The organism is Streptomyces sp. NBC_00385 (genome assembly GCF_035917155.1).
Classification (GTDB): Bacteria; Actinomycetota; Actinomycetes; order Streptomycetales; family Streptomycetaceae; genus Streptomyces; species Streptomyces poriferorum.
Genome location: NZ_CP107951.1, coordinates 328,420 through 347,089, shown reverse-complemented (window position 1 = coordinate 347,089; position 18,670 = coordinate 328,420). Strand labels below are relative to the sequence as shown.

The window sequence follows — 18,670 nt, the reverse complement described above, 5'->3', positions numbered from 1 at the left end:
CTCGGGTCAGATCAGGTGGGCGCGCTTGTAGAAGAACAGGGCCGGCCTGGTGAGGAGGCGGGCCGAGGCGAGGAACTCCATCAGACCCGAACAGCTGGAACGCATCAGGGACTTGTGGTGCTCGTTGGCCTTCGCTTCGGCGCGGGCGCGCGGGCCGTCCAGTCCCGCGTTCGCGTAGACGTCCCGGTTCACCATGCTGGTGACGATGTAGTACGAGGCGATGGCGACCACGAGCGAGTTGATCTGCCGGCGCAGCGGTCCCGCCGTGCGCAGACGCCTGCGGGTCTCGTCGCGGGCGAACTTCATGTGCCGCGACTCCTCCACCACATGGATGTTGTTGATCGTCCGGACGAACGGTGCGACCCGTTCGTCCCGCATCCAGTCCCGCTGCATCACGTCGAGCACCTCCTCCGCCACGAGGATCGCCGCGTACGCCGCCTCGCCGAAGGCAAGTGTCTTGAAGGCGCGGCCCAGTTCGACCACCGGGCGGCGCGGCCGGTACGCGGGTGCGCCCAGCTTCGCGGCGCCGCGCGCGAACATGATGGAGTGCCGGCACTCGTCGGCGACCTCGGTGAGCGCCCACTGGAAACGCGGGTCCGTGGGGTCCTTGGCGTACATGTCGCGCAGCACCATCTGCTGGAGGATCATCTCGAACCAGATGCCGGTGCTGGCGACGGAGGCCGCCTCCTGGCGCGTCAGTGCCTTGCGCTGCTCATCGGCCAACTCCTGCCAGTACGCGGTGCCGTAGAGGGTGCTCCACTCCGGGCTCGCGCCGTGGTGCGCGGTGTCCAGGGGCGTGTTCCAGTCCACCTCGGTGGCCGGGTCGTACGAGAGCTTCGCGGCCGAGTCGAGCAGGCGCCGGGCGACGTCCTCCCCGGCGAGCCGGTCCTGGTCCTCCGGCCGGACGGTGCTGCTTGCCATGGTGCGGCTCCTTGAATCGAGACAGATCGACCCGACGGTGCCCGGACTCTTCTCTCATCCCGTGTCTGCCCGATGAGAGCGACGGCCGCCGGGCGCCGCCTCAGGCTTGTTAGACGCTACGTCTAGCAAGCTGTTAGACGGAAGGTATAGCAAGAGGGCCGTGCGGGCCTACCCCCGCGTAGGGAATCCGTACGATCTCTCCACGACGAGGCGTACTTCGGGGCCGCGCGCGGCCGGTCCTGGCCCTTGTCGGCCGTATCCGCACCGGGGACCATGGTGAGCGCGCCGCGGCGCCCGGCCGTCGCAGGGGCGGGTGCCGGACCGGAATCGTCCCTGGAGAGTCATGGCTGTCGCTGTTGTCTACTTCTTCGTCGCCCTGGGCGCCGCGCTGTTCTTCGGCAGGAGCCTGGACCAGCAGCTCCAGGGCCCGCGACTGCGGAGCGCCTGGGACGGCCTCACGGCCGAGGCGCGGTGCACGGGGGTGCGTACGGAGGAGATCCAGGACCCCGAGGGTGTTCCGCAGACCCAGCACCATCACACGCTGGAATTTCGTACGACCGGCGGCTGGACCGTCTCCTTCGAGGAACGCCAGGCCCGACTCGACGTGAAGAGGGGCGAGTTCGTGACGGTGTACTACGCCGAGGACGCGCCCGATTCCGCGACCGCCCGCACGCCGTCCTTCGTGCCGCGCCACATCAGGGTGCTCGTCCCCGCGGTGGGAGGCGTATTCGCCCTGGTGACGGCCGTCGTGCTGGCAGCAGCGCTCTGAGACAGCCGGCCCGTACCCCGGGCGCTTCGGCTGCGGCTCCGGGACTCAGGCCATGAGCAGGCGCAGGCCCAGATCTGCCGCGTCGAGGCCGACGAGGCCGCTGTTGCGCTCGGCCCACCGCCCGGATTCGAGGTCGTCGCCGAGGCTGCGTACCGCCCGCTGCTCGGCCTCGGGCCCCACCCTCGTCCACACCGACATCGCACGCCGCACATGGTCCTCCAGATACGCCCCCGGCCGGCGCCAGTACGCCTCGAACAGCCCGTCGGCGCAGTCCCACGGGACGGGCACGGGCTCGACACGGGCGCCGATCGCGCCGGTCATCCCGGCCAGCGAGGGGAACTCCGAGAGAACGGTGGCGAACTCGGGGAGGTAGTCACGTGTGAGCCAGAACCGGTCCTGCCATCCGGGCTCGTCGGTGTCGAACGTGAGCACCACCACGCGGCGGGCCACGCGCCGCATCTCGCGCAGCCCCGCTATCGGGTCGCCCCAGTGGTGGACGGTGGAGACGGCCATCGCGACGTCGAAGGAGCCGTCCTCGAACGGCAGGCTCTCCGCGGCGGCGGCCACGCACGGCGCCGATCCGGACGGCCGCTGGTCCCGCATGACCGCCGAGGGTTCCACCGCGGTCACGTCACGGTCGGCCGGCTCGTAGGAGCCGGTGCCGGCCCCGACGTTCAGCACCGTCCGCGCGTCCCCGAGCGCGTCCCAGATCTGTGCGGCGATCCGCGGATCGGTACGCCGTGTCGCGGTGTAGGCGCCGCCGATCGCGTCGTACAGCCGTGCACCGAGCATCTCCAACTGTGCCTCCGGTGTCACCTTCAGTCCCTTCGCCCGGGCTTCGAGTTCGCTGTCGATGGCCGCCACCATGGCGTCGGCGCGATCACGCCGCTCCAGCAGCAGACCGCGCAGCCGGCGCAGGTGCGCGACGGCGTCGGTGGCCGGATCGCCGACCAGTTCCGCGATCTCCCGCAGCCCGAAGCCCAGCCGCCGGTAGGTCAGTACCTCGCGCAGCCGTTCCACGTCGGCCGCCGCATAGGCCCGGTAGCCGGCCGGGGTCCGTGCCGACGGCCGGACGAGCCCGATCGCGTCGTAGTGATGCAGCGTGCGGACACTCACGCCGGCCAGTTCGGCCACGCGTCCCACGGTCCAGTGATCCTCCACGGCACCGACTATGCGGCCTGACGCCACGTGAGGGTCAAGTGCGATGTGCTTCGGACGCCGCTTCCGCCGCGGGAGCCGGCACAGCCCCGGCGGAGGTGCGCGCCACCCGCCAGGGCAGGAGCAGCGCACTCGCCAGGCACAGCAGTCCGGCGATGAGCAGGGCGCCGCGGACGCCCGCCGCACCGGCGAGGATGCCACCGGCGATCATGAAGGCGGCCTGGGAGGTCTTCGCGCCGACCGACCAGGAGGTGCCGACGCGGGACATGAACGCGTCCGGCGTGGCCGCCATCCGATAGGTGGCGTACGACGGATTGAAGATGCCGGCGGCGAAGAGCAGGCCGAAGTCGGCGGCCACGATGGTGAACACGCCGAGGGCGCCGGACGGTGTCAGCGGCAGCAGGACCAGCCAGAGCGTGCGCAGGACTCCGGAAAGCAACAGAACGCGGCGCTGTCCGAACCGCCGGGTGAGCAGCGGCGTCAGCCGTGAACCGAGCACACCGCCCAGACACGGCAGGCCCAGGGCCAGTCCGTACTGCCACGCCTCCAGACCGAGGTCACGCAGCATGAGGACGGCCATCAGCGGAGACGCCATCATGACGGAGCCGCCGAAGAGCAGGGCGTTGAAGAACAGCGGCCGTAGCCCTGGATGCCACAGGAGGTACTGCCAGCCGGCCGCGATGTCGCGGCCCGGGTGCGAGGTGGCCGCGCGCACCGGTGGCGCGGGTTCGGGTTGTCGGATGCGACGGATTCCGAGGGCCGAGCCGAGGAACGACAGCGCATCGGCCACCATCGTGGCGGCGGCGCCCAGCACCCCGATCAGCAGCCCGCCGACGGGCGGACCGGCGCTGGCACTGATCCAGTTGGTGGTCTCCAGCAGGCTGTTGGCGCGGAGCCGGTGCGAGGGAGGGACGAGTGCCTTGAGGTGCGCGCCGCTTGCCGCGTCGAACGCGACGGACGCGGCCGTCTGGAGAATTCCGACGGCACACAGCTGGGTGAACGTGAGCCCGTCGAAGGCCATGGCGACCGGAATGCTCACCAGCGCCGCGCAGCGGACCAGATCGGCGGTGATCATGACCGGCCGCTTGTACCGGTGCTCGATACGGACACCGAGCGGCAGGGCGATGACGGCGCTGGCCACGGCGGACATCGCGGCGAGCAGGGAGACCTGGAACGCCGAGCAGTGCAGCACCAGGAGGGCGACCAGCGGCAGCGCCCCCATGCCTACTGCGCTGCCCGCCGCACTGACCGCGTACGCACCCCACAGCCGCCGGAAGTCCTGCCCGAGCGCCTTCCCCCGTGCCAACCGGACCCTCCCAGGTGTGAAGGCGCTCAGCGTAGTGGTTGTCAGCCGCGCGTACGCCGACGCAGTAGCTGGATCACCACCACCGCGCACGGCACGGCCGCCGCGGCCTTCCTGAGCGGGACGGGCAGGGCGGCCGCGCCGAGGTCGATGGCCTCAGGCTCGGGTGCGGTCCCGCCACGGAGGGCATGCGCGGCGCCCGCCGCGGACGTCGGCGACGGGACGGGACCCGCAGCCCGCAACACCTCCTCGTCGGCGAGTCGGGCACCGATGCTCCCACCTGGTTCGCGGCGCGCCCCAACAGCCGGCGCACGCTGCTGACACAGCGGGGGCAAGGCTCGGCTCGCATATACCCGGAGTCCCGCACAGCCCGCACCCGCGATCAGCGCTTTTACAGCGGACGGACGGGCAGGCCCGCCCGCGCTTCTGCACCTGGAGAGTGCTGCCTTCCTGGCAGCCGACAGGAAGGCAGACAAGCCCGCCGGCGTCGGCGCCTTGGCCGCGCCTTGGCGTGGGCGCACGCCATCCGTGTGTGCAGAGGGACCTCCCGCATCTCTGATGACCCATCAGGGAAGTCGGCAACCGGTCAGCATGAGTCCCCGCACGTTCCGGGGCGATCGTTCCAACAGGCCCCGGTGCGAAGGGAGAGCCCTGGCGGCAAGCCGTCTCGCCCGACCGGAGCGATGTTCCTCACAAACATCGAACGGGGGTGTCGGTGTAAACTCAAGGCCGCCCTTGACCTGCAAAAAGCAGGCAGGGAGCCGTCTTAGAGGAGTCCAAAGTGCTGCGCACTCTGTTCAAGTCCAAGATCCACCGCGCCACCGTGACCCAGGCCGATCTGCACTACGTCGGGTCCGTCACGGTCGACGCCGCGCTGATGGAAGCCGCCGACCTGCTGCCCGGCGAGCTCGTGCACATCGTCGACATCGACAACGGTGCCCGGCTGGAGACGTATGTCATCGAGGGCGAGCGCGGCTCCGGTGTGATCGGGATCAACGGAGCCGCCGCCCATCTCGTGCACCCCGGCGACCTGGTCATTCTCATCAGCTACGCACAGGTCGACGACGCCGAGGCGCGCGGGCTGATTCCGCGTATCGTCCATGTCGACGCGGGCAACCGGATCGTCGAGCTCGGTGCCGACGCCTCCGCGCCCGTGCCGGGTTCCGACACCGAGCGCAGTCCGCACGCCGTCCCCGCGGCGCGCTGAAGCGCCTCACGCAGCGAGGGAGCATCCGCCATGGCAGAGCAGTCCGGACAGGCCGGGCCCGACATCCGTGACGACCGGGCAGCGGGCAAGCTGCTCGCGTACGTGGACGGCGAGGCCGCCGGGGTCATCGTGTACTTCGTGCTGGACGGGGCGCCCGCGGCGCTCGTCGCCGTGCACACCGTCGTCGAGGAGGGGCACGAGGGCAAGGGCATCGGCGGCGCCCTGGTCAAGGAGTTCTACTCCATGGCCGCCCGCGAGGGCGTCCCCGTGGTCCCGCTCTGTCCGTACGCCGCCAAGTGGGCGTCGCGCCACCCGGACGAGGCCCCCGAGGCGCCGGCGGAGCTGGTGGAGCGGGCCAAGAAGGAGCTCGCCGCCCGTCCGGAGCTCTACTGATCCGCTGTTCCGCCTGGTGGGCGCCTCAAGGGTGCGGGCGGGTCTGCCGGTAGCGTGACGCGGATGAGCCTCGCACTCCTGCATACCTCCCCGGTCCACGTCCCGGTCTTCGACGCCCTGCGTGACGCCCACCACCCCGGCCTCGCCGTGCGCCACCTCGTGTACGAGGACCTGCTCGACCGGGCGGGCGTGCTGGGTCCGGCGGCGGTGGCGGGGGATGTCGAGGCACTGGTGAACAGTGCGGTCGCCGACGGGGCCACCGCGGTGCTCTGCACCTGTTCGACGATCGGCGGGGTCGCCGAGACCATCGGGGCGCGGATCGGTGTCCCGGTCCTGCGCATCGACCGGCCGATGGCGGCTGCCGCCGTCCGCGCGCGGAGGGTCACCGTCCTGGCGGCGCACCACGCCACCCTGGAACCGACCCGCGCGCTGATCGCCGAGGAGGCGGAGCGGGCGGGGCAGCGGGAGCTGGAGGTGCGCACCGTTCTGGTCGACGGCGCTTGGGAGCGCTTCGAGGCCGGTGATCACGACGGCTACCTGGATCTCGTGGCGGCGGCGGCCGACGCCGTGACGGACGCCGATGTGATCGTGCTGGCCCAGGTCTCGATGGCCGGCGCGGTCACCCGTTCGGTCACCCGGATCCCGGTCCTGTCCAGCCCCCGCGCCGGGCTGGACGCCGCGGCGGTCGCGGCCGTGCGCTGACGATCGCGTGTGCGGACGGCCGGACGGGGGACCGTGAGCCGGCCGGTGCATCCGCAGCCCGTACGTGTGGACTCGCCGGGCGCGGGCAGCCGCTCCGGGAGACGGTGGAGGAGATCCACCCCGACCGTTCGGAGGCCCGAGATGACCCACCCGTACCCCGATCCGGTTCCGCCGGCGCCCACCCCCGGACCGATTCCGGGGCCGCCCCAGCCGCTGCCGGAGCCGACACCGGTTCCGCCCGGCCCGGGACCTACGCCGCCCGTGCCCACGCCGCCGGGCCCGGCTCCGGACCCGATCCCGCAGCCGCCCGCGCCGAACCCGGAGCCGGTGCCGGCGCCCGAGCCGGAGCCTTCACCGGTCGGCTGACGGCCACCGGTATCGGCACCGGCAGCGGTACCGGCAATGGCGCCCCGTCCGGGCCCGGCACCGATGGGCCCGCCGCTGCCGCCCTTCGGCTCAGCGCCCGGCCAGCACCGCGTTGGCCCGTGCCGTGACCTCGGTCAGGACCCGGCCCGCCGTCGCCAGGTCCTCGTCCGGCAGGTCCGCGTACAGCCGGGCGGTTACCTCGGAGAGGGCGGCCCGGTGTGCTCGGTGCAACTCGCTGCCCGCGGCCGTCATGGACAGCCGTGCCGGGTCTCCCGGCTCCTCCGCCAGCAGCCCCTGCGCGATCAGGCCGGTCAGGACGGTCTCCGCGGCCGTGGCGTCGATCTTCAGCGTGGACGTCATGCGGTCGACGAGCCCTGGGCGCTCGATGCTCCCGCCGCCGTCCGCCGTGGCGTTCAGGGCGACGGACTGGTGGAAGGTGGTGCCCGTGGGGGCCAGCAGGCCTTCGAGAACGGCGCGCGTGGCGTAGTGGGCCTGGCCGATGACCTGGCCGTTGACGGTCGGTGCGGTGGTCATGATGACTCCTCGGTGGAAGGTCCGGTGACTACGGGAACCGGCACGTCGAGCAGTGCCGTCAGCGTCCGGGTGAACGCCTCGGTGTCCGGGCCGTCCAGGCCGCCCAGCGGAGCGAGCAGGCCGTCGACGAGCCGCCGCACCACCTCGATTGCGCGACCGGTGACCGCGAGGCCCTCGGCGGTGAGCGACAGGCGGACCGCCCTGGTGTCGGCCGGGTCGGCGGCCCGTTCGACGAACCCGGCGGCCTCCAGACCGCGGGCCAGTTTCGAGACGTAGAGCGCTTCGAGGCCGGTGTGGTCCGCGAGTGCCCGCTGGCTCGGCCGCAGCCCCGCATGCTGCATCCCCGACAGGGACCCGAGCAGGGAGTACTGCGCGTGGGTCAGCCCGAGCGGCGCCAGCCCCCGGTCGATGGCCACCCGCCATTTCATCGAAAGTCGCCAGACCAGGAAGCCGGGGGTCGGACCCGCAGGTGCGTTGCTCATGGCAATACCGTACATGGCTACTATCTACATGGCTACTAAATAAGGGGAAGGGGAGTACGGGGCTCAGGCGTCCGGCTCCAGCAGGGAGTCGGCGTGCGCGAGCCCGCTCTCCGCGGCGATCGAGTCCAGCGACTGGGCGTCACGCACCGGAGCGAAGCGGACGGCGAGGCCGTCCTGTCCCGCGTCGGCCGCCGTGCCGAATCCGTACACCGCGGGCCGCGGCAGGCTGTTGTAGGCCCATGGCGTGGAGAAGTAGTACGCGCCGGTGTCGTACAGCACCACGTAGTCGCCGGCCCGAAGTTCGGGCAGCTCCCGGGACGGTGCGACGACGTCCCCGGCGAAGCAGCACGGACCCGCGATGTCCTGGACGAGCGCCGGACCGGCCTTCGGGAGCCCGTCGGAGTCGAACGCGCCCACCCGCAGCGGCCAGGCGTCCGGCATGAAGACGGTACGGGTGGCGGTCTGCGCGCCCGCGTGGGTGAGCGCGATCCGCCGGCCCCCGGCGTCCTTCGTGTACTCCACGAGCGCGCAGATGAAGCCGTTCTTGGCCATCAGCGACCGGCCGAACTCGGTGACGAGTCCGTACCGCCCGTCGAACAGCCCCGGCACCGCGCCGCGCAGCGCGTTCGCGTACGCGGCGAAGGTGGGGCGGACCGTGTCGTCGGCGAAGTTGACGGGAAGACCGCCGCCGATGTCGAGGCAGGTGATCTGCGGGCGCCCGAGCCGGTCGTTGATGTCCTCGGCCAGCCGGTACGTCTCGCCGATGCCTGCCACGATCAGCTCCAGGGAACAGCCCTGCGAGCCGACATGGGCGTGCAGCCGGCTCAGCCAGGGGCGGGCCGCGAACGCCTCCATGACGCGTTCGCGCGCGCCGGGATCGCGCAGAGCCACTCCGAACTTGGAGGTGGCCGTGGCCGTGCTCATCGCACCGATGGACCCGCCGCCGACCTGGGGATTGACCCGGAGTCCGATGGCGGACACCGCGTCCGAAGGCCGCAGCGCAGCGATCCGGTCCACCTCGTCGAGGTTGTCGGCGTTGAGCGCCACGCCGAGCGCCAGTGCCCGCCGGATCTCGTCACGCGTCTTGACGGGGGAGTCGATGACGATCTTCGACGGTGCGAAGCCGGCGTCGAGCGCGATGCGCAGTTCACCCGGGCTCGCGACCTCGCAGCCCATGCCGCACTTCGCGAGCAGCCGCAGCACCGGCACGAGCGACGCGGCCTTCGCGGCGAAGGTGTGCAGCACACCGGGCGCTCCCGCGAACGCCTCCTGGAGCGCGGCCACCGACTCCCGTACGCCGTCCGTGTCGACGAATCCGGCGACCGGGCTCGACTCGCCGAGCAGGCCGGCCGCGACGGCGTGGCGGACCGCGGCCGCGACACGCGCGGAGGAGGGCGGGGCGGACGGCGACGGGGGAGGGCTCATGGAATCAGGTGCGGTCATTGGGGGCCCCACAGTCTCCGTCCAACCGGACGACATCGGTGCAGGCCGTGGTCACAGCGGCCGGTGAACCGTACGGACCACCTCCGGCCCGGACGGGGAGGCGGACGGTGCCCGGCGAGGAACAGCCGGGCGTGCCGGGGCCGTCCGGATCCGTACGCGTCCGCCGGTCAGGCGATGATCGGGACCACGGCCTCCGGTGTCAGCATCCGGAAGGTGAACGACTGCTGGAAGTACAGCCGGATGTCCGTCGCGTCATGGTCCTGGTAGCCGATGGACAGGTCCTCTCCCAGGCACAGCTCGAAGTCGCCGCCCCGGGTGGACAGCAGCACCCCGCCCGCGACGGCCGGCGCCCAGAGGATCTGGTCGTCCAGCAGCCGGGCCAGGTGCGTGGAGACGGGATAGCCGTGGTCGGACGTCTCGGTGGCCTCCGTGAACGCGTCCGCGCCCAGCAGGAGCCGGTACGGTCCGTCCACACCGGCCAGACGCAGCCGGGTCAGTGCCTGGCTGACCGTGGCGGGATAGTCGCGCGCATCGGCGGGCAACGGCAGCGCGGTGTGCGAGGAGCCGTCGCGCAGACCGGCGATCCCGGCCGCGGCGTAGCCGTCGATGATGGCCATGTCCTCGGCGAACGCACAGGTCCGGGCCGCGTCCTTGACGGGCTGCCAGTCACTGTCGTCCGAGCCGCGCTCGACATCGTCGACGGCTGCCCGTGTCACCGTGAACGGCACCCGCCACTCGATGACCGGCATCGACGTACGGGCACGGGCGATGACGTCGGGGGTGGGCGGATCGATGTCGCGCAGATGGCCGTCGCCGACCGCTGCCAGCCGCGGGCCCTCCGGCCCGCTGACGTCGACGACGCGGCGGCCGGCCAGATGGCGGCTGAAGGTGCGCCGGGCCTCCTCTTCGATCTGGTCCCAGGCGGCCTGGGTGACAGGGGCGAGTTCGCGATGGAGGTTGTTCATCTCTGGGCGCTTTCTTGCAGGCTGCCGATGCGCAGCGAACCGTCCCGGTCCATCGGTGTGACCACGGCCCTCGCCACCGGCGCGGACGCCGGTTCGGGCTGGGGCGCGGCCTCGGCGGAGGCGGGCGACGGCGGAGGGGCGTCGAGGAAGTCGGCGCCGGGGGCGTGGAACAGCGTGCCGGTGACCGCGGTCGAGAAGTCGAGGATGCGGTCGTGGGCGCCTGGCGGGTCACCGAGGAACATGTTGCGCAGCATCCGCTCGGTGACGTCCGGGTCGGCGGCGAACCCGATGAAGTACGTACCGAACTCGCCCTGTCCGAAGCTGCCGAACGGCATGTTGGCGCGCAGGATGTCGCGCTCCGTGCCGTCCGGGTCGGTGATGGTGTTCAGCGCGACATGGGAGTCGGCGGGTTTGACGTCGTCGGCGAGTTCGATGTCGGTGAACTTGGTCCGTCCGATCACCCGCTCCTGCTCCTCGGTCGACAGGGCGTTCCACGAGGCCAGGTCGTGCAGGTACTTCTGGACGATGACGTAGCTGCCGCCGGCGAAATCCGGGTCCTCGTCCCCCACCAGCGCCGCCGACCGTGCGTCGTCGCCCACCGGGTTCTCGGTGCCGTCGACGAACCCGAGCAGGTCCCGGTGGTCGAGGTAGCGGAATCCCTGCGTCTCGTCGACGACCTTCACGGCCCCGCCCAGCCGGTCCAGCAGCTGCGTGGCCCACTCCCAGCACACGTCCATCCGCTCGGCCCGGATGTGGAACAGCAGGTCGCCCGGGGTGGCCGGGGCGTGATGGCGGGCGCCGTGCAACTCCTGGAAGGGGTGCAGCGAGGCGGGCCGCGGACCCGAGAACAACCGGTCCCAGGCGTCGGAGCCGAACCCGGTCACACAGACCAGCCCCGCATCCGGGTAGCGGAACCCGATGGAGCGGGCGAACGCCGCCAGATCCGGCAGCGCCTCCCGGACGGCGGGCTCACCACCGGGCTCGATCGTGGCGACCAGGATCAGGGCCGCACTGGTCAGCGGCGCGACGACCGGCTGCGCCGGGGCCGGTTGCTCGGTGATCTCGGGCATACGGCGGCTCCATGGGCTGGCTCGGCGGTACGACGCGGCGCTGCACGGTCCCGGTCCCGGGTGCGGCGGGACAGGGCCCCGCTGTCACTTACCCACATCCCGGGCCCCGCCGCACCCCGGGGCACCCGACCGGGCGACCCCGTGCGCCCGCGGCACCGGACGGTGCCCGGGGCCGGTGACGTACTGCCGGAACGGCCGGAAGAGCGACTTGAGTCTCCCCCCGGGGGAGACGGGAGAGTGGGCGCATGAACGGCGAAGGCGACACGCATCTCACGATCGGCGAGCTGGCACGGCGGACCGGGCTCACGGTCAAGGCCGTGCGCGCGTACTCGGACCGCGGGATCGTGCCGCCCGCCGGCCGCACCCCGGCCGGCTACCGCCACTACGGCCCCGAAGCCGTGGCACGTCTGCGTCTGGTGCGGACACTGCGCGCGCTCGGGCTCGGACTGCCCACCATTCGCGAGGCCCTGGACCGGGACACCCCGCCGGCCGAGCTCGCCGCAGCACACGCGGAGGCGCTCGCGGTACAGATCCGGGTGCTGACCGCGCGGCGTGCGGTGCTCATGGCCGCCGTCCGCCGCGATGCGACCCCTGAGGAGATGGAACTCATGCACCGACTGGCCGCACTCACCGAGGACGAACGACGGGCCCTCACACAAGAGTTCCTGGACGAGGTGCTCAACAGCCCGGCGACCGGGACGGGACTGGCGGGCGTCGCGACATCGATGACGCCGCATCTGTCCGACAACCCCGCCGAGGAGGAGACGGAGGCGTGGCTCGAACTCGCCGAACTGTGCCAGGACCCCGGATTCCGTGACGCCATGCGCCGTACGACAGCGCATCACGCGGAAGACCGGCCCGCGCACGCCGCCGGAGTCCCCCGGCCCGACCCGGAGGCGGTGATCCGCGACCACACCGCCCCGGCGCGCGCCGCGGGCATCGACCCGGGATCCCCACAGGCCGGCCCCGTCGTCGACGCGGTCACGGCCGTCTACGCGCAACGGTGCGGCCGGCCGGACGACGCCGCTCTCCGGCAGCGGCTGCTCGCCCGCCTCGACACCGTCAACGATCCACGAAGGGAGCGCTACCTCCATCTGCTCGCCGTGGTCAACCGCTGGCCGGCACCGGAACCGCTGTCGCCCGAACTGGACTGGTTCTGCGCGGCGTTGCGTGCCCGGATCGCCTCCTGATCCGGTGTACGGGGCAGCTGGGCGCCGGCCCGGCGGCAGCCGTCTGCGCCATTCCCGTCATCCCATGTGATTCCCCGTCGCTCCCGCCCGCGATTCTGCGGGAGCCAGGTGGGTAGGCGGCCGTACCGTCGGACACATCGGCGCGACGGCGGTCCCGGATCCGGGACCGCCGGGCCGCACACCCTCCCGGGAGCAGGGCTCCCGGCCCACCGAAGGACGTGACATGGCAAAGATCCTTTTCGTCGTGACCGGATCCGACCACTGGACCCTCGCCGACGGAACCGTGCACCCGACCGGTTTCTGGGCGGAGGAGGTCATCGCCCCGTACGAGAGGTTCCGGGCCGCCGGACACGAGATCACCGTCGCCACGCCCGGTGGAGTGGTGCCGACCGTGGACCGCGGCAGCCTGGCCCCCGAGTTCAACGACGGCCAGGAGAACGCCGACAAAATGGCGGCCGCCGTCGCCGGCATGGCCGAACTCGGGCACCCGCTGAAGGTCGAGGACGTGGACCCCGCGGACTACGCGGCGGTCTTCTACCCGGGCGGACACGGCCCGATGGAGGACCTGGCGGTCAATGCCGACTCCGGCCGCCTGCTGACCCGGGCACTGGACTCGGGGATGCCGCTCGGCATCGTCTGCCACGCCCCGGCCGCCGTACTCGCAGCCAAGAAGGACGACGGCACCAACGCCTTCTCCGGCTACCGGCTCACCGGCTTCACCAACACCGAGGAGAGCCAGGCCGGCTTCGCTGACAAGGCCAAGTGGCTGCTCCAGGACCGTCTTGTGGAGATCGGCACCGACTTCCAGGAAGGCGAGCCGTGGGCCCCGCACGTGGTCGTCGACCGTAACCTCGTCACCGGTCAGAACCCGGCCTCGTCCGGCCCGCTCGCCGACGAACTGCTCAAGCGGATCGGCTGACGGCGAGATCGGGGATGCCGCACCCTGTGGCGTAAGGGGGTTACGCGTCAGGGTGCGCCGGCAGCGCGAGCCAGTCCGGCCAGGAGGTCTCGCGCCCGAGGAATCGCGGCTGCTCGAACGGCCAGTCGGCGGCGATCCACTGCGGCACCAGGGCGTCCAGCGCCTGTTCGACCTCGCTGCCCACCAGTTCGTCCACCACCCACCAGCAGATCTCGCCGTCGGCGCCGGACTTCTCCGGCGGGTCGATGTAGACACAGCCGAGCAGGGCCGTCTCCGCCGCGTCGAACAGCGCGTAGTTGAAGGACTGGTGGGCGGCGATCTCCTTCTCGTGCCGCAGCAGGTCCGCCTGGTCGGCCTCGTAGGTCATCGTGGCTGCGGGCCAGCCCCAGGCCGGACCGAACATGGCCCACAACCGCTCGCGAGAGCCCATCACGGCCGGATAGTCGAGTGCCGTGTCCGCCTCCCGGATCGGCCTCAGGTGGTGGTCGCCGCCCGGCAGCGGTACCAGGACGGGGTGGACGAAATCTTCGGGAAGCCAGCGCATGGGGCCCGACCGTAGCACCGAGCGGATGTCTGTTCCTCCGGGTTTTCCGCGTCCCGGCGTCAGACCGCCGTCCGGGCGGGCGCATCGGACCCCAGCCGCGCGAGGGCGTGTACCTGCACCAACAGTGCGGACACCCACACACCAGCCGTTACCCACTGGCAAGGACGGTCGCGCCCCTTCCCGTTCGGCATTCTGCAGCCCACCACGCCGATCCGCGCCTCTGCCGGGTGCAGCGACCCGAGGAGGGCACCGTCGCATGATCGCCCCGGACAGTCCTGAAATCGTCCGGGGCGACTTCCGCGCTGGGGGCTTCACCGGCTATTGATGTGGAGCGGAGGTTGTCCACGCCGAGTCGGCACCATTCCGCTTGCAGCCCCCGGCGCGGCTTCTGCGCTCATCCGCGATCGTGGAGGCCGGTCGGGAAGTCACGTCGAGACTCTCGATGTGGACAGGTGATCGAACCCCATGACGCCGGATTTCGGTTGCTCAGCCGTGGTATGTGATGTAGCCGTTGCCGTCGCGGTCGTTGGCCTTCTTGCTGTACGCGTGAACATCGGCGCGGGAACCGGTCGGCTTGTACAGGTAGATGGTGTCCTTGTCGTTGTTCCAGATGAAGTTGCAGTTCTGGCGGTAGACGACGTTCTTGGCGTCGGAGTCGGTTCCGTGTGCGCCGCGCAGGCTGACGTAGTCGCCGGGCTGCAGGTAGTGGGACGACTTGAAGGTGAACTTGTTGCCGACCGCGTCCCTGACGACGTAGCCCTTCAGGTTGACGGTCGCCGTGCGCGAGTAGTTCTTGATCGTCAGGTACTCGTTCTTGGTGTTGCCGCCCGAGCACTTGTTGGAGTCGCTGCCCGGGGCGTCGTACTGCACGCCCCGGATCTTCAGGGCTGAGGAGTACTCGGCGGCCTGTGCGGGAGCGGCAGCCGTGAGCCCGAGCGAGATGGCCGAAGCGGCAGCTGCGGCGGTGGCTATGGCGTGACGGGCGTTCATGAGGATTCCCCCCTCAAAGGTGCGGATGGAGCGGCTGAAGCATACCGAAATCTGTGAGCATCACGTGAAGAAAATCTGACGAAAGTGTGTGCACCGCGCCGAGAGTGCTCCTGGGTTCCCGTGGCGTGGCCAGTGACCGAAGCTTGTGGAGCAGCTGCCAACCCACAGGAATCCGTGACCGCTTGAGACTCAGGATCTTCGCGGTGAGCCTGATGCTCTGCTTGTCGTCGCCTGCCGGGCCGCACTCCACGTCGCGTCGCTCTGATCTGGGTCCGGTGCTGAGCAGGTAGTGGGCCCCTGACCTTCGGATCATCCGTTGATGTGCACCGTGGCGAGCAGGAGACCCATGGTGAAGTGACCGGTGCCCGCGGGGATGAACTGAGGCAGGACGGCGACGTGGAAGGCGCCCGTCTTCGGGTTCAGGGGGTTGGTGAGCGGCCCCCGACGCCAGCCGCCACCGCCTCGGACGAGAAGCCCTGCAACCAGGGCGAAGGACCACAGGGACGCCGGCGCGTTGGGCGACGACAGGTCAGCGCGGTGCCGGGGCTTCGCAGGGGCGGGCGTGGGCGTCGTGCGGCCGAGAAGGCCTTCTGGAGGAGCCGTCGCTGGAGTTGCCGGGAAGGCCGCGGCAGGCCCCCGGTGGCGCGTCGGCTGACGCTGTGAAGGGGCCATGACCGGAAGGCCGCCCGCCCGGGCGCGGCGGCGAGTTGTGGCCTGCATGCCATCAGCCGGCCGGAGCGAAACGGCCCACCAGGTGTTCGGTCAGCTCTCGACTTCGCTCTTGTCGTCGCCCCAGAGGGTGTGGAAGGTGCCTTCGCGGTCGGTGCGGTGGTAGGTGTGTGCGCCGAAGTAGTCGCGCTGGCCCTGGGTGAGGGCGGCGGGAAGGCGCGTGGCGCGCAGGGAGTCGTAGTAGGCGAGGGTGGCGGCGAAGGCGGGGGTGGGGACGCCCTCGGTGACGGCGGTGGTGATCACGGTGCGCCAGTCGTCCTGTGCGGCGGCGATCTCTTCGGCGAAGCTCTTGTCGGAGAGGAGGCTCGGCATGTCGGGCTGTGCCTCGTAGGCGCTGGTGATGCGGTCGAGGAAGGCGGCCCGGATGATGCATCCGCCGCGCCAGATGGAGGCGACCTTGCCGAGGTCGATGTTCCAGTCGTACTGCTCGCTGCCGGCCGCCATCTCGTGGAAGCCCTGGGTGTAGGCGACGATCTTCGAGGCGTAGAGGGCCTGCTCGACCCGGTCGGCGAAGGCCGCCGCCTCGTCCTCGGCGAGCTTGCGGGCGGTCGGTCCGGCGAGGTGGTGTGAGGCGTCTCGGAGGTCGGCGTGGCCGGAGACCGAGCGGGCGAAGACGGCCTCGGCGATGCCGGAGACGGGAACGCCCAGGTCGAGGGCGATCTGCACGGTCCAGCGGCCGGTGCCCTTCTGCTCGGCCCGGTCGAGCACGATGTCCACGAAGGGCTTGCCGGTCGCCGCGTCGACGTGCGACAGCACGTCCGCGGTGATCTCGATGAGGTAGGAGTCCAGACGCCCGGTGTTCCACGTGCGGAAGATGTCAGCGATCTGCGCGGGGGAGTATCCGGCCACGTCGCGCAGCAGTTGGTACGCCTCGCCGATGAGCTGCATGTCCGCGTACTCGATGCCGTTGTGCACCATCTTCACGAAGTGGCCGGCGCCGTCGGGCCCGATGTGCGTGGTGCAGGGCGTACCGTCCTTCGCCTTCGCCGCGATCTTCTCCAGCATCGGCCCCAGCGACGCGTACGACTCGGCCGAACCGCCCGGCATGATGCTGGGGCCGTTCAGCGCGCCCTCCTCGCCGCCCGAGATGCCGGCGCCGACGAAGTGGATCCCGCGTCCGCGCAGCTCCTTCTCGCGGTGCCGGGTGTCCTCGAAGTGCGCGTTGCCGCCGTCGATGATGACGTCGCCCTCGTCCAGCAGCGGGGCGAACTCCTGGATGACCGCGTCCGTCGGCTCGCCCGCCTTCACCATGACGACCAGGCGGCGCGGCCGTTCCAGTGCCGCGACGAACTCCTCGGGCGTGCGCGCGGCCACGAAGGCCCCCTCGTCGCCGAACTCCTCGACCAGGGCGTCCGTCTTCGCTGTCGTGCGGTTGTGCACGGCGACCGTGTAGCCGTTGCGGGCGAAGTTGCGGGCCAGGTTGCGGCCCATCACCGCGAGTCCGGTGACGCCGATCTGGGCAGTGCCGCTCATCTGTCTGCTCCTGCAATCTGTCGGGAAGGCCGGGGACCGGCCCGCAGGCCGGGAAGCCGGGCGGGGCGGGGCGCCGGGAGGCTGCGATGTCCAGTATGGATACGGGACGGGAGGACGGCCTGTTCAACGGCCGGATGGCACCCGGGGCACCCGGCCCGTTACGCACCGGACCGGATCCGCCCGTGCGGGCGGGCAGAGGGCCGCTGTGCTTCCGCGACCCGCCGACCGTCCTGGCTCCGCACGCTTGGAGGGAGGCCGGGAACTGCTGCCGGCCCACGACATCGATTTCGCTCCGGCGCGCCTCGCCGGCACCCACGCGGACCGGACGCATCCTGCGGTGGGCGTCGAGGACCTGTTGGTCAGTGCGGCCGACAAGATCTGGAAGAACACACGCGTCCCCGGCCCGGAGGAGTTCGGCGTCGCTCATCCGGTGCAGGTGGGTGGGAGGGGGCCGTGGGAGGAGTTCCCGGCGCTCGACGACGTCCTCGGCCGGATCGCTGAGGTCGCGGACGCCCGCCTCGCCCATCAGGCGTCCGTCCCCGTGTACGGCTGACATCGGGTCGGGGTGCGGTAGCTGTCCCGTCCTCGCCATCGCCCTGGCCGTCAGCCGCGAATCCGCAGGCCCGTCGGCTGCCGGCTGTCTTCCGCGTCCGAACGCAACGGAGGTCTCTGCTGCCGTAGTTCACCAACTCTTGACACTTCTTGAGCGGCAGCGCAACACTGACCATGCGTTGGAGAGCGCTCTCCCACCTTCTTCCGGCCACCGCCACGAGGGGTCTCTCCGCGGTGCACCATCCAACTCCTTCTCCCCACGCCGCACATCCGATGTGTGCGGACGCAGAGCGGCATGGAGGTCCGCATGACGACAAGACCACGCTCGGAGAGACCCCGTCCGGCAGTGCTCCGCAAGACAAGGCTGGTGTCCCTGCCGGCCTTCGCCGCCTCCCTGGCCCTCGTGGGCACGGGGTTCAACGCGATCGCGGACGCGGGCCCGGCCGGCGCCGCTCCCCGCGCCGCCGAACGGCCCGCGCCGTGACGCATGCGATGCAGGGGCATGTGATGGCGGCCGCCGCCCCGGTTCCCTTCGGTGGCGACCCGGACGGCGACGGCTGCATCATGGCGAACCTGCCGGTCACCGGCGTGCGGCCCTTCCCGAAGGGGCTTCGGTTCGTCGTCGGCAGTCCGATGCGGACGGCCGAGCAGTTCGCCAGCGGGACCGGCCACAGCTTCCACTGCGACTTCTTCAGCGCCTGGGACGACGCCACGCTCGATGCCCTGGTCGACCACTGCGTCATCGGTGGCCTCCAGTGCGACGCCCGCGGGTACGACCAGGCGAACACGGACCGCGGCGCCGCACTCGACGCGAACTACGAACTCCCCTGACCCGGAGCGCTCTTCTCGATGGCCGCACCCTGCCTGCCGAGGAGAGCGCTCTCCTTCGGAATTGCCCGCGTCGTCCCACTCCCCGCTGTCGGCGCGGCGCAATAGCCCGCGGTGCCCACGGCAATCCGT

Annotated in this window: 19 protein-coding genes and 1 pseudogene; 9 read left to right on the top strand and 11 right to left on the bottom strand. The window is 71.2% G+C overall.

What is annotated here, in order from left to right:
* Positions 1–6: 6 nt before the first annotated feature.
* On the bottom strand, positions 7–921 hold the full coding sequence (locus tag OG959_RS01570) for an AurF N-oxygenase family protein (RefSeq protein WP_326656154.1): 915 nt from the start codon (positions 919–921) through the stop codon (positions 7–9).
* Positions 922–1,264: 343 nt separating this feature from the next.
* Here OG959_RS01570 and OG959_RS01565 point away from each other — a divergent pair, with 343 nt between their 5' ends.
* Complete coding sequence (locus OG959_RS01565) at positions 1,265–1,690, top strand: DUF3592 domain-containing protein (protein WP_326656153.1); 426 nt, start codon at positions 1,265–1,267, stop codon at positions 1,688–1,690.
* A 45-nt stretch (positions 1,691–1,735) separates the two neighbouring features.
* On the opposite strand, the gene OG959_RS01560 is transcribed toward OG959_RS01565, so the two are convergent.
* Together OG959_RS01560 and OG959_RS01555 are read right to left on the bottom strand one after the other, a co-directional pair.
* The gene (locus OG959_RS01560) at positions 1,736–2,833 is read right to left on the bottom strand and encodes a MerR family transcriptional regulator (RefSeq protein ID WP_326666152.1); all 1,098 of its coding nucleotides are present in this window, start codon (positions 2,831–2,833) and stop codon (positions 1,736–1,738) included.
* A gap of 52 nt (positions 2,834–2,885) precedes the next feature.
* Positions 2,886–4,154, bottom strand: a complete 1,269-nt coding sequence (locus OG959_RS01555) for an MFS transporter (protein WP_326656152.1) — start codon at positions 4,152–4,154, stop codon at positions 2,886–2,888.
* Positions 4,155–4,932: 778 nt separating this feature from the next.
* On the opposite strand from OG959_RS01555, the gene panD reads away from it, so the two are divergent.
* The 3 genes from panD (at position 4,933) to OG959_RS01540 (ending at position 6,453) form a co-directional block, all read left to right on the top strand.
* Positions 4,933–5,358: an aspartate 1-decarboxylase gene (gene panD / locus OG959_RS01550; RefSeq protein ID WP_326656151.1), complete on the top strand. Its 426-nt coding sequence runs from the start codon at positions 4,933–4,935 to the stop codon at positions 5,356–5,358.
* Positions 5,359–5,388: 30 nt separating this feature from the next.
* Positions 5,389–5,751 carry a GNAT family N-acetyltransferase gene (locus tag OG959_RS01545; RefSeq protein WP_326656150.1) on the top strand — a complete coding sequence of 121 codons (363 nt, stop codon included), beginning with the start codon at positions 5,389–5,391 and terminating at the stop codon, positions 5,749–5,751.
* 63 nt (positions 5,752–5,814) lie between these two features.
* Positions 5,815–6,453 (top strand): aspartate/glutamate racemase family protein, encoded by a 639-nt coding sequence (locus OG959_RS01540; RefSeq protein ID WP_326656149.1) that lies wholly within the window; start codon positions 5,815–5,817, stop codon positions 6,451–6,453.
* A 456-nt stretch (positions 6,454–6,909) separates the two neighbouring features.
* On the opposite strand, the gene OG959_RS01535 is transcribed toward OG959_RS01540, so the two are convergent.
* The 5 genes from OG959_RS01535 to OG959_RS01515 form a co-directional block, all read right to left on the bottom strand.
* The gene (locus OG959_RS01535; RefSeq protein ID WP_326656148.1) at positions 6,910–7,353 is read right to left on the bottom strand and encodes a hypothetical protein; all 444 of its coding nucleotides are present in this window, start codon (positions 7,351–7,353) and stop codon (positions 6,910–6,912) included.
* Positions 7,350–7,835 carry a MarR family winged helix-turn-helix transcriptional regulator gene (locus OG959_RS01530; protein WP_326656147.1) on the bottom strand — a complete coding sequence of 162 codons (486 nt, stop codon included), beginning with the start codon at positions 7,833–7,835 and terminating at the stop codon, positions 7,350–7,352. Before OG959_RS01530 ends, OG959_RS01535 begins: the two co-directional genes overlap by 4 nt.
* Before the next feature lie 63 nt (positions 7,836–7,898).
* Entirely contained in the window at positions 7,899–9,260 is a 1,362-nt protein-coding gene (locus tag OG959_RS01525) for a diaminopimelate decarboxylase (protein ID WP_326656146.1), read from the bottom strand.
* 185 nt (positions 9,261–9,445) lie between these two features.
* Entirely contained in the window at positions 9,446–10,243 is a 798-nt protein-coding gene (locus OG959_RS01520; protein ID WP_326656145.1) for a family 1 encapsulin nanocompartment shell protein, read from the bottom strand.
* A complete protein-coding gene (locus OG959_RS01515; protein ID WP_326656144.1) occupies positions 10,240–11,313 on the bottom strand; it encodes a Dyp-type peroxidase in 1,074 nt (357 codons plus the stop codon). The genes OG959_RS01520 and OG959_RS01515 overlap by 4 nt, the downstream gene beginning before the upstream one ends.
* Before the next feature lie 245 nt (positions 11,314–11,558).
* On the opposite strand from OG959_RS01515, the gene OG959_RS01510 reads away from it, so the two are divergent.
* The gene (locus tag OG959_RS01510) at positions 11,559–12,503 is read left to right on the top strand and encodes a MerR family transcriptional regulator (protein ID WP_326656143.1); all 945 of its coding nucleotides are present in this window, start codon (positions 11,559–11,561) and stop codon (positions 12,501–12,503) included.
* Between the two features lie 223 nt (positions 12,504–12,726).
* Complete coding sequence (locus tag OG959_RS01505; protein ID WP_326656142.1) at positions 12,727–13,422, top strand: type 1 glutamine amidotransferase domain-containing protein; 696 nt, start codon at positions 12,727–12,729, stop codon at positions 13,420–13,422.
* Between the two features lie 40 nt (positions 13,423–13,462).
* Here the strand turns inward: OG959_RS01505 and OG959_RS01500 are convergent, their stop codons facing one another.
* The 3 genes from OG959_RS01500 to gndA form a co-directional block, all read right to left on the bottom strand.
* Entirely contained in the window at positions 13,463–13,966 is a 504-nt protein-coding gene (locus OG959_RS01500) for an N-acetyltransferase (RefSeq protein WP_326656141.1), read from the bottom strand.
* A gap of 486 nt (positions 13,967–14,452) precedes the next feature.
* Positions 14,453–14,956 (bottom strand): lamin tail domain-containing protein, encoded by a 504-nt coding sequence (locus OG959_RS01495; RefSeq protein ID WP_326656140.1) that lies wholly within the window; start codon positions 14,954–14,956, stop codon positions 14,453–14,455.
* A 762-nt stretch (positions 14,957–15,718) separates the two neighbouring features.
* On the bottom strand, positions 15,719–17,158 hold the full coding sequence (gene gndA, locus OG959_RS01490; RefSeq protein WP_326656139.1) for an NADP-dependent phosphogluconate dehydrogenase: 1,440 nt from the start codon (positions 17,156–17,158) through the stop codon (positions 15,719–15,721).
* 244 nt (positions 17,159–17,402) lie between these two features.
* On the opposite strand from gndA, the gene OG959_RS01485 reads away from it, so the two are divergent.
* The 3 genes and pseudogenes from OG959_RS01485 to OG959_RS38605 form a co-directional block, all read left to right on the top strand.
* Entirely contained in the window at positions 17,403–17,711 is a 309-nt protein-coding gene (locus OG959_RS01485; RefSeq protein WP_326656138.1) for a hypothetical protein, read from the top strand.
* 306 nt (positions 17,712–18,017) lie between these two features.
* Complete coding sequence (locus OG959_RS38610) at positions 18,018–18,194, top strand: hypothetical protein (RefSeq protein WP_442805524.1); 177 nt, start codon at positions 18,018–18,020, stop codon at positions 18,192–18,194.
* 164 nt (positions 18,195–18,358) lie between these two features.
* Positions 18,359–18,541, top strand: a pseudogene (locus OG959_RS38605) (DUF1996 domain-containing protein); the annotation flags it as partial.
* Positions 18,542–18,670: the final 129 nt, after the last annotated feature.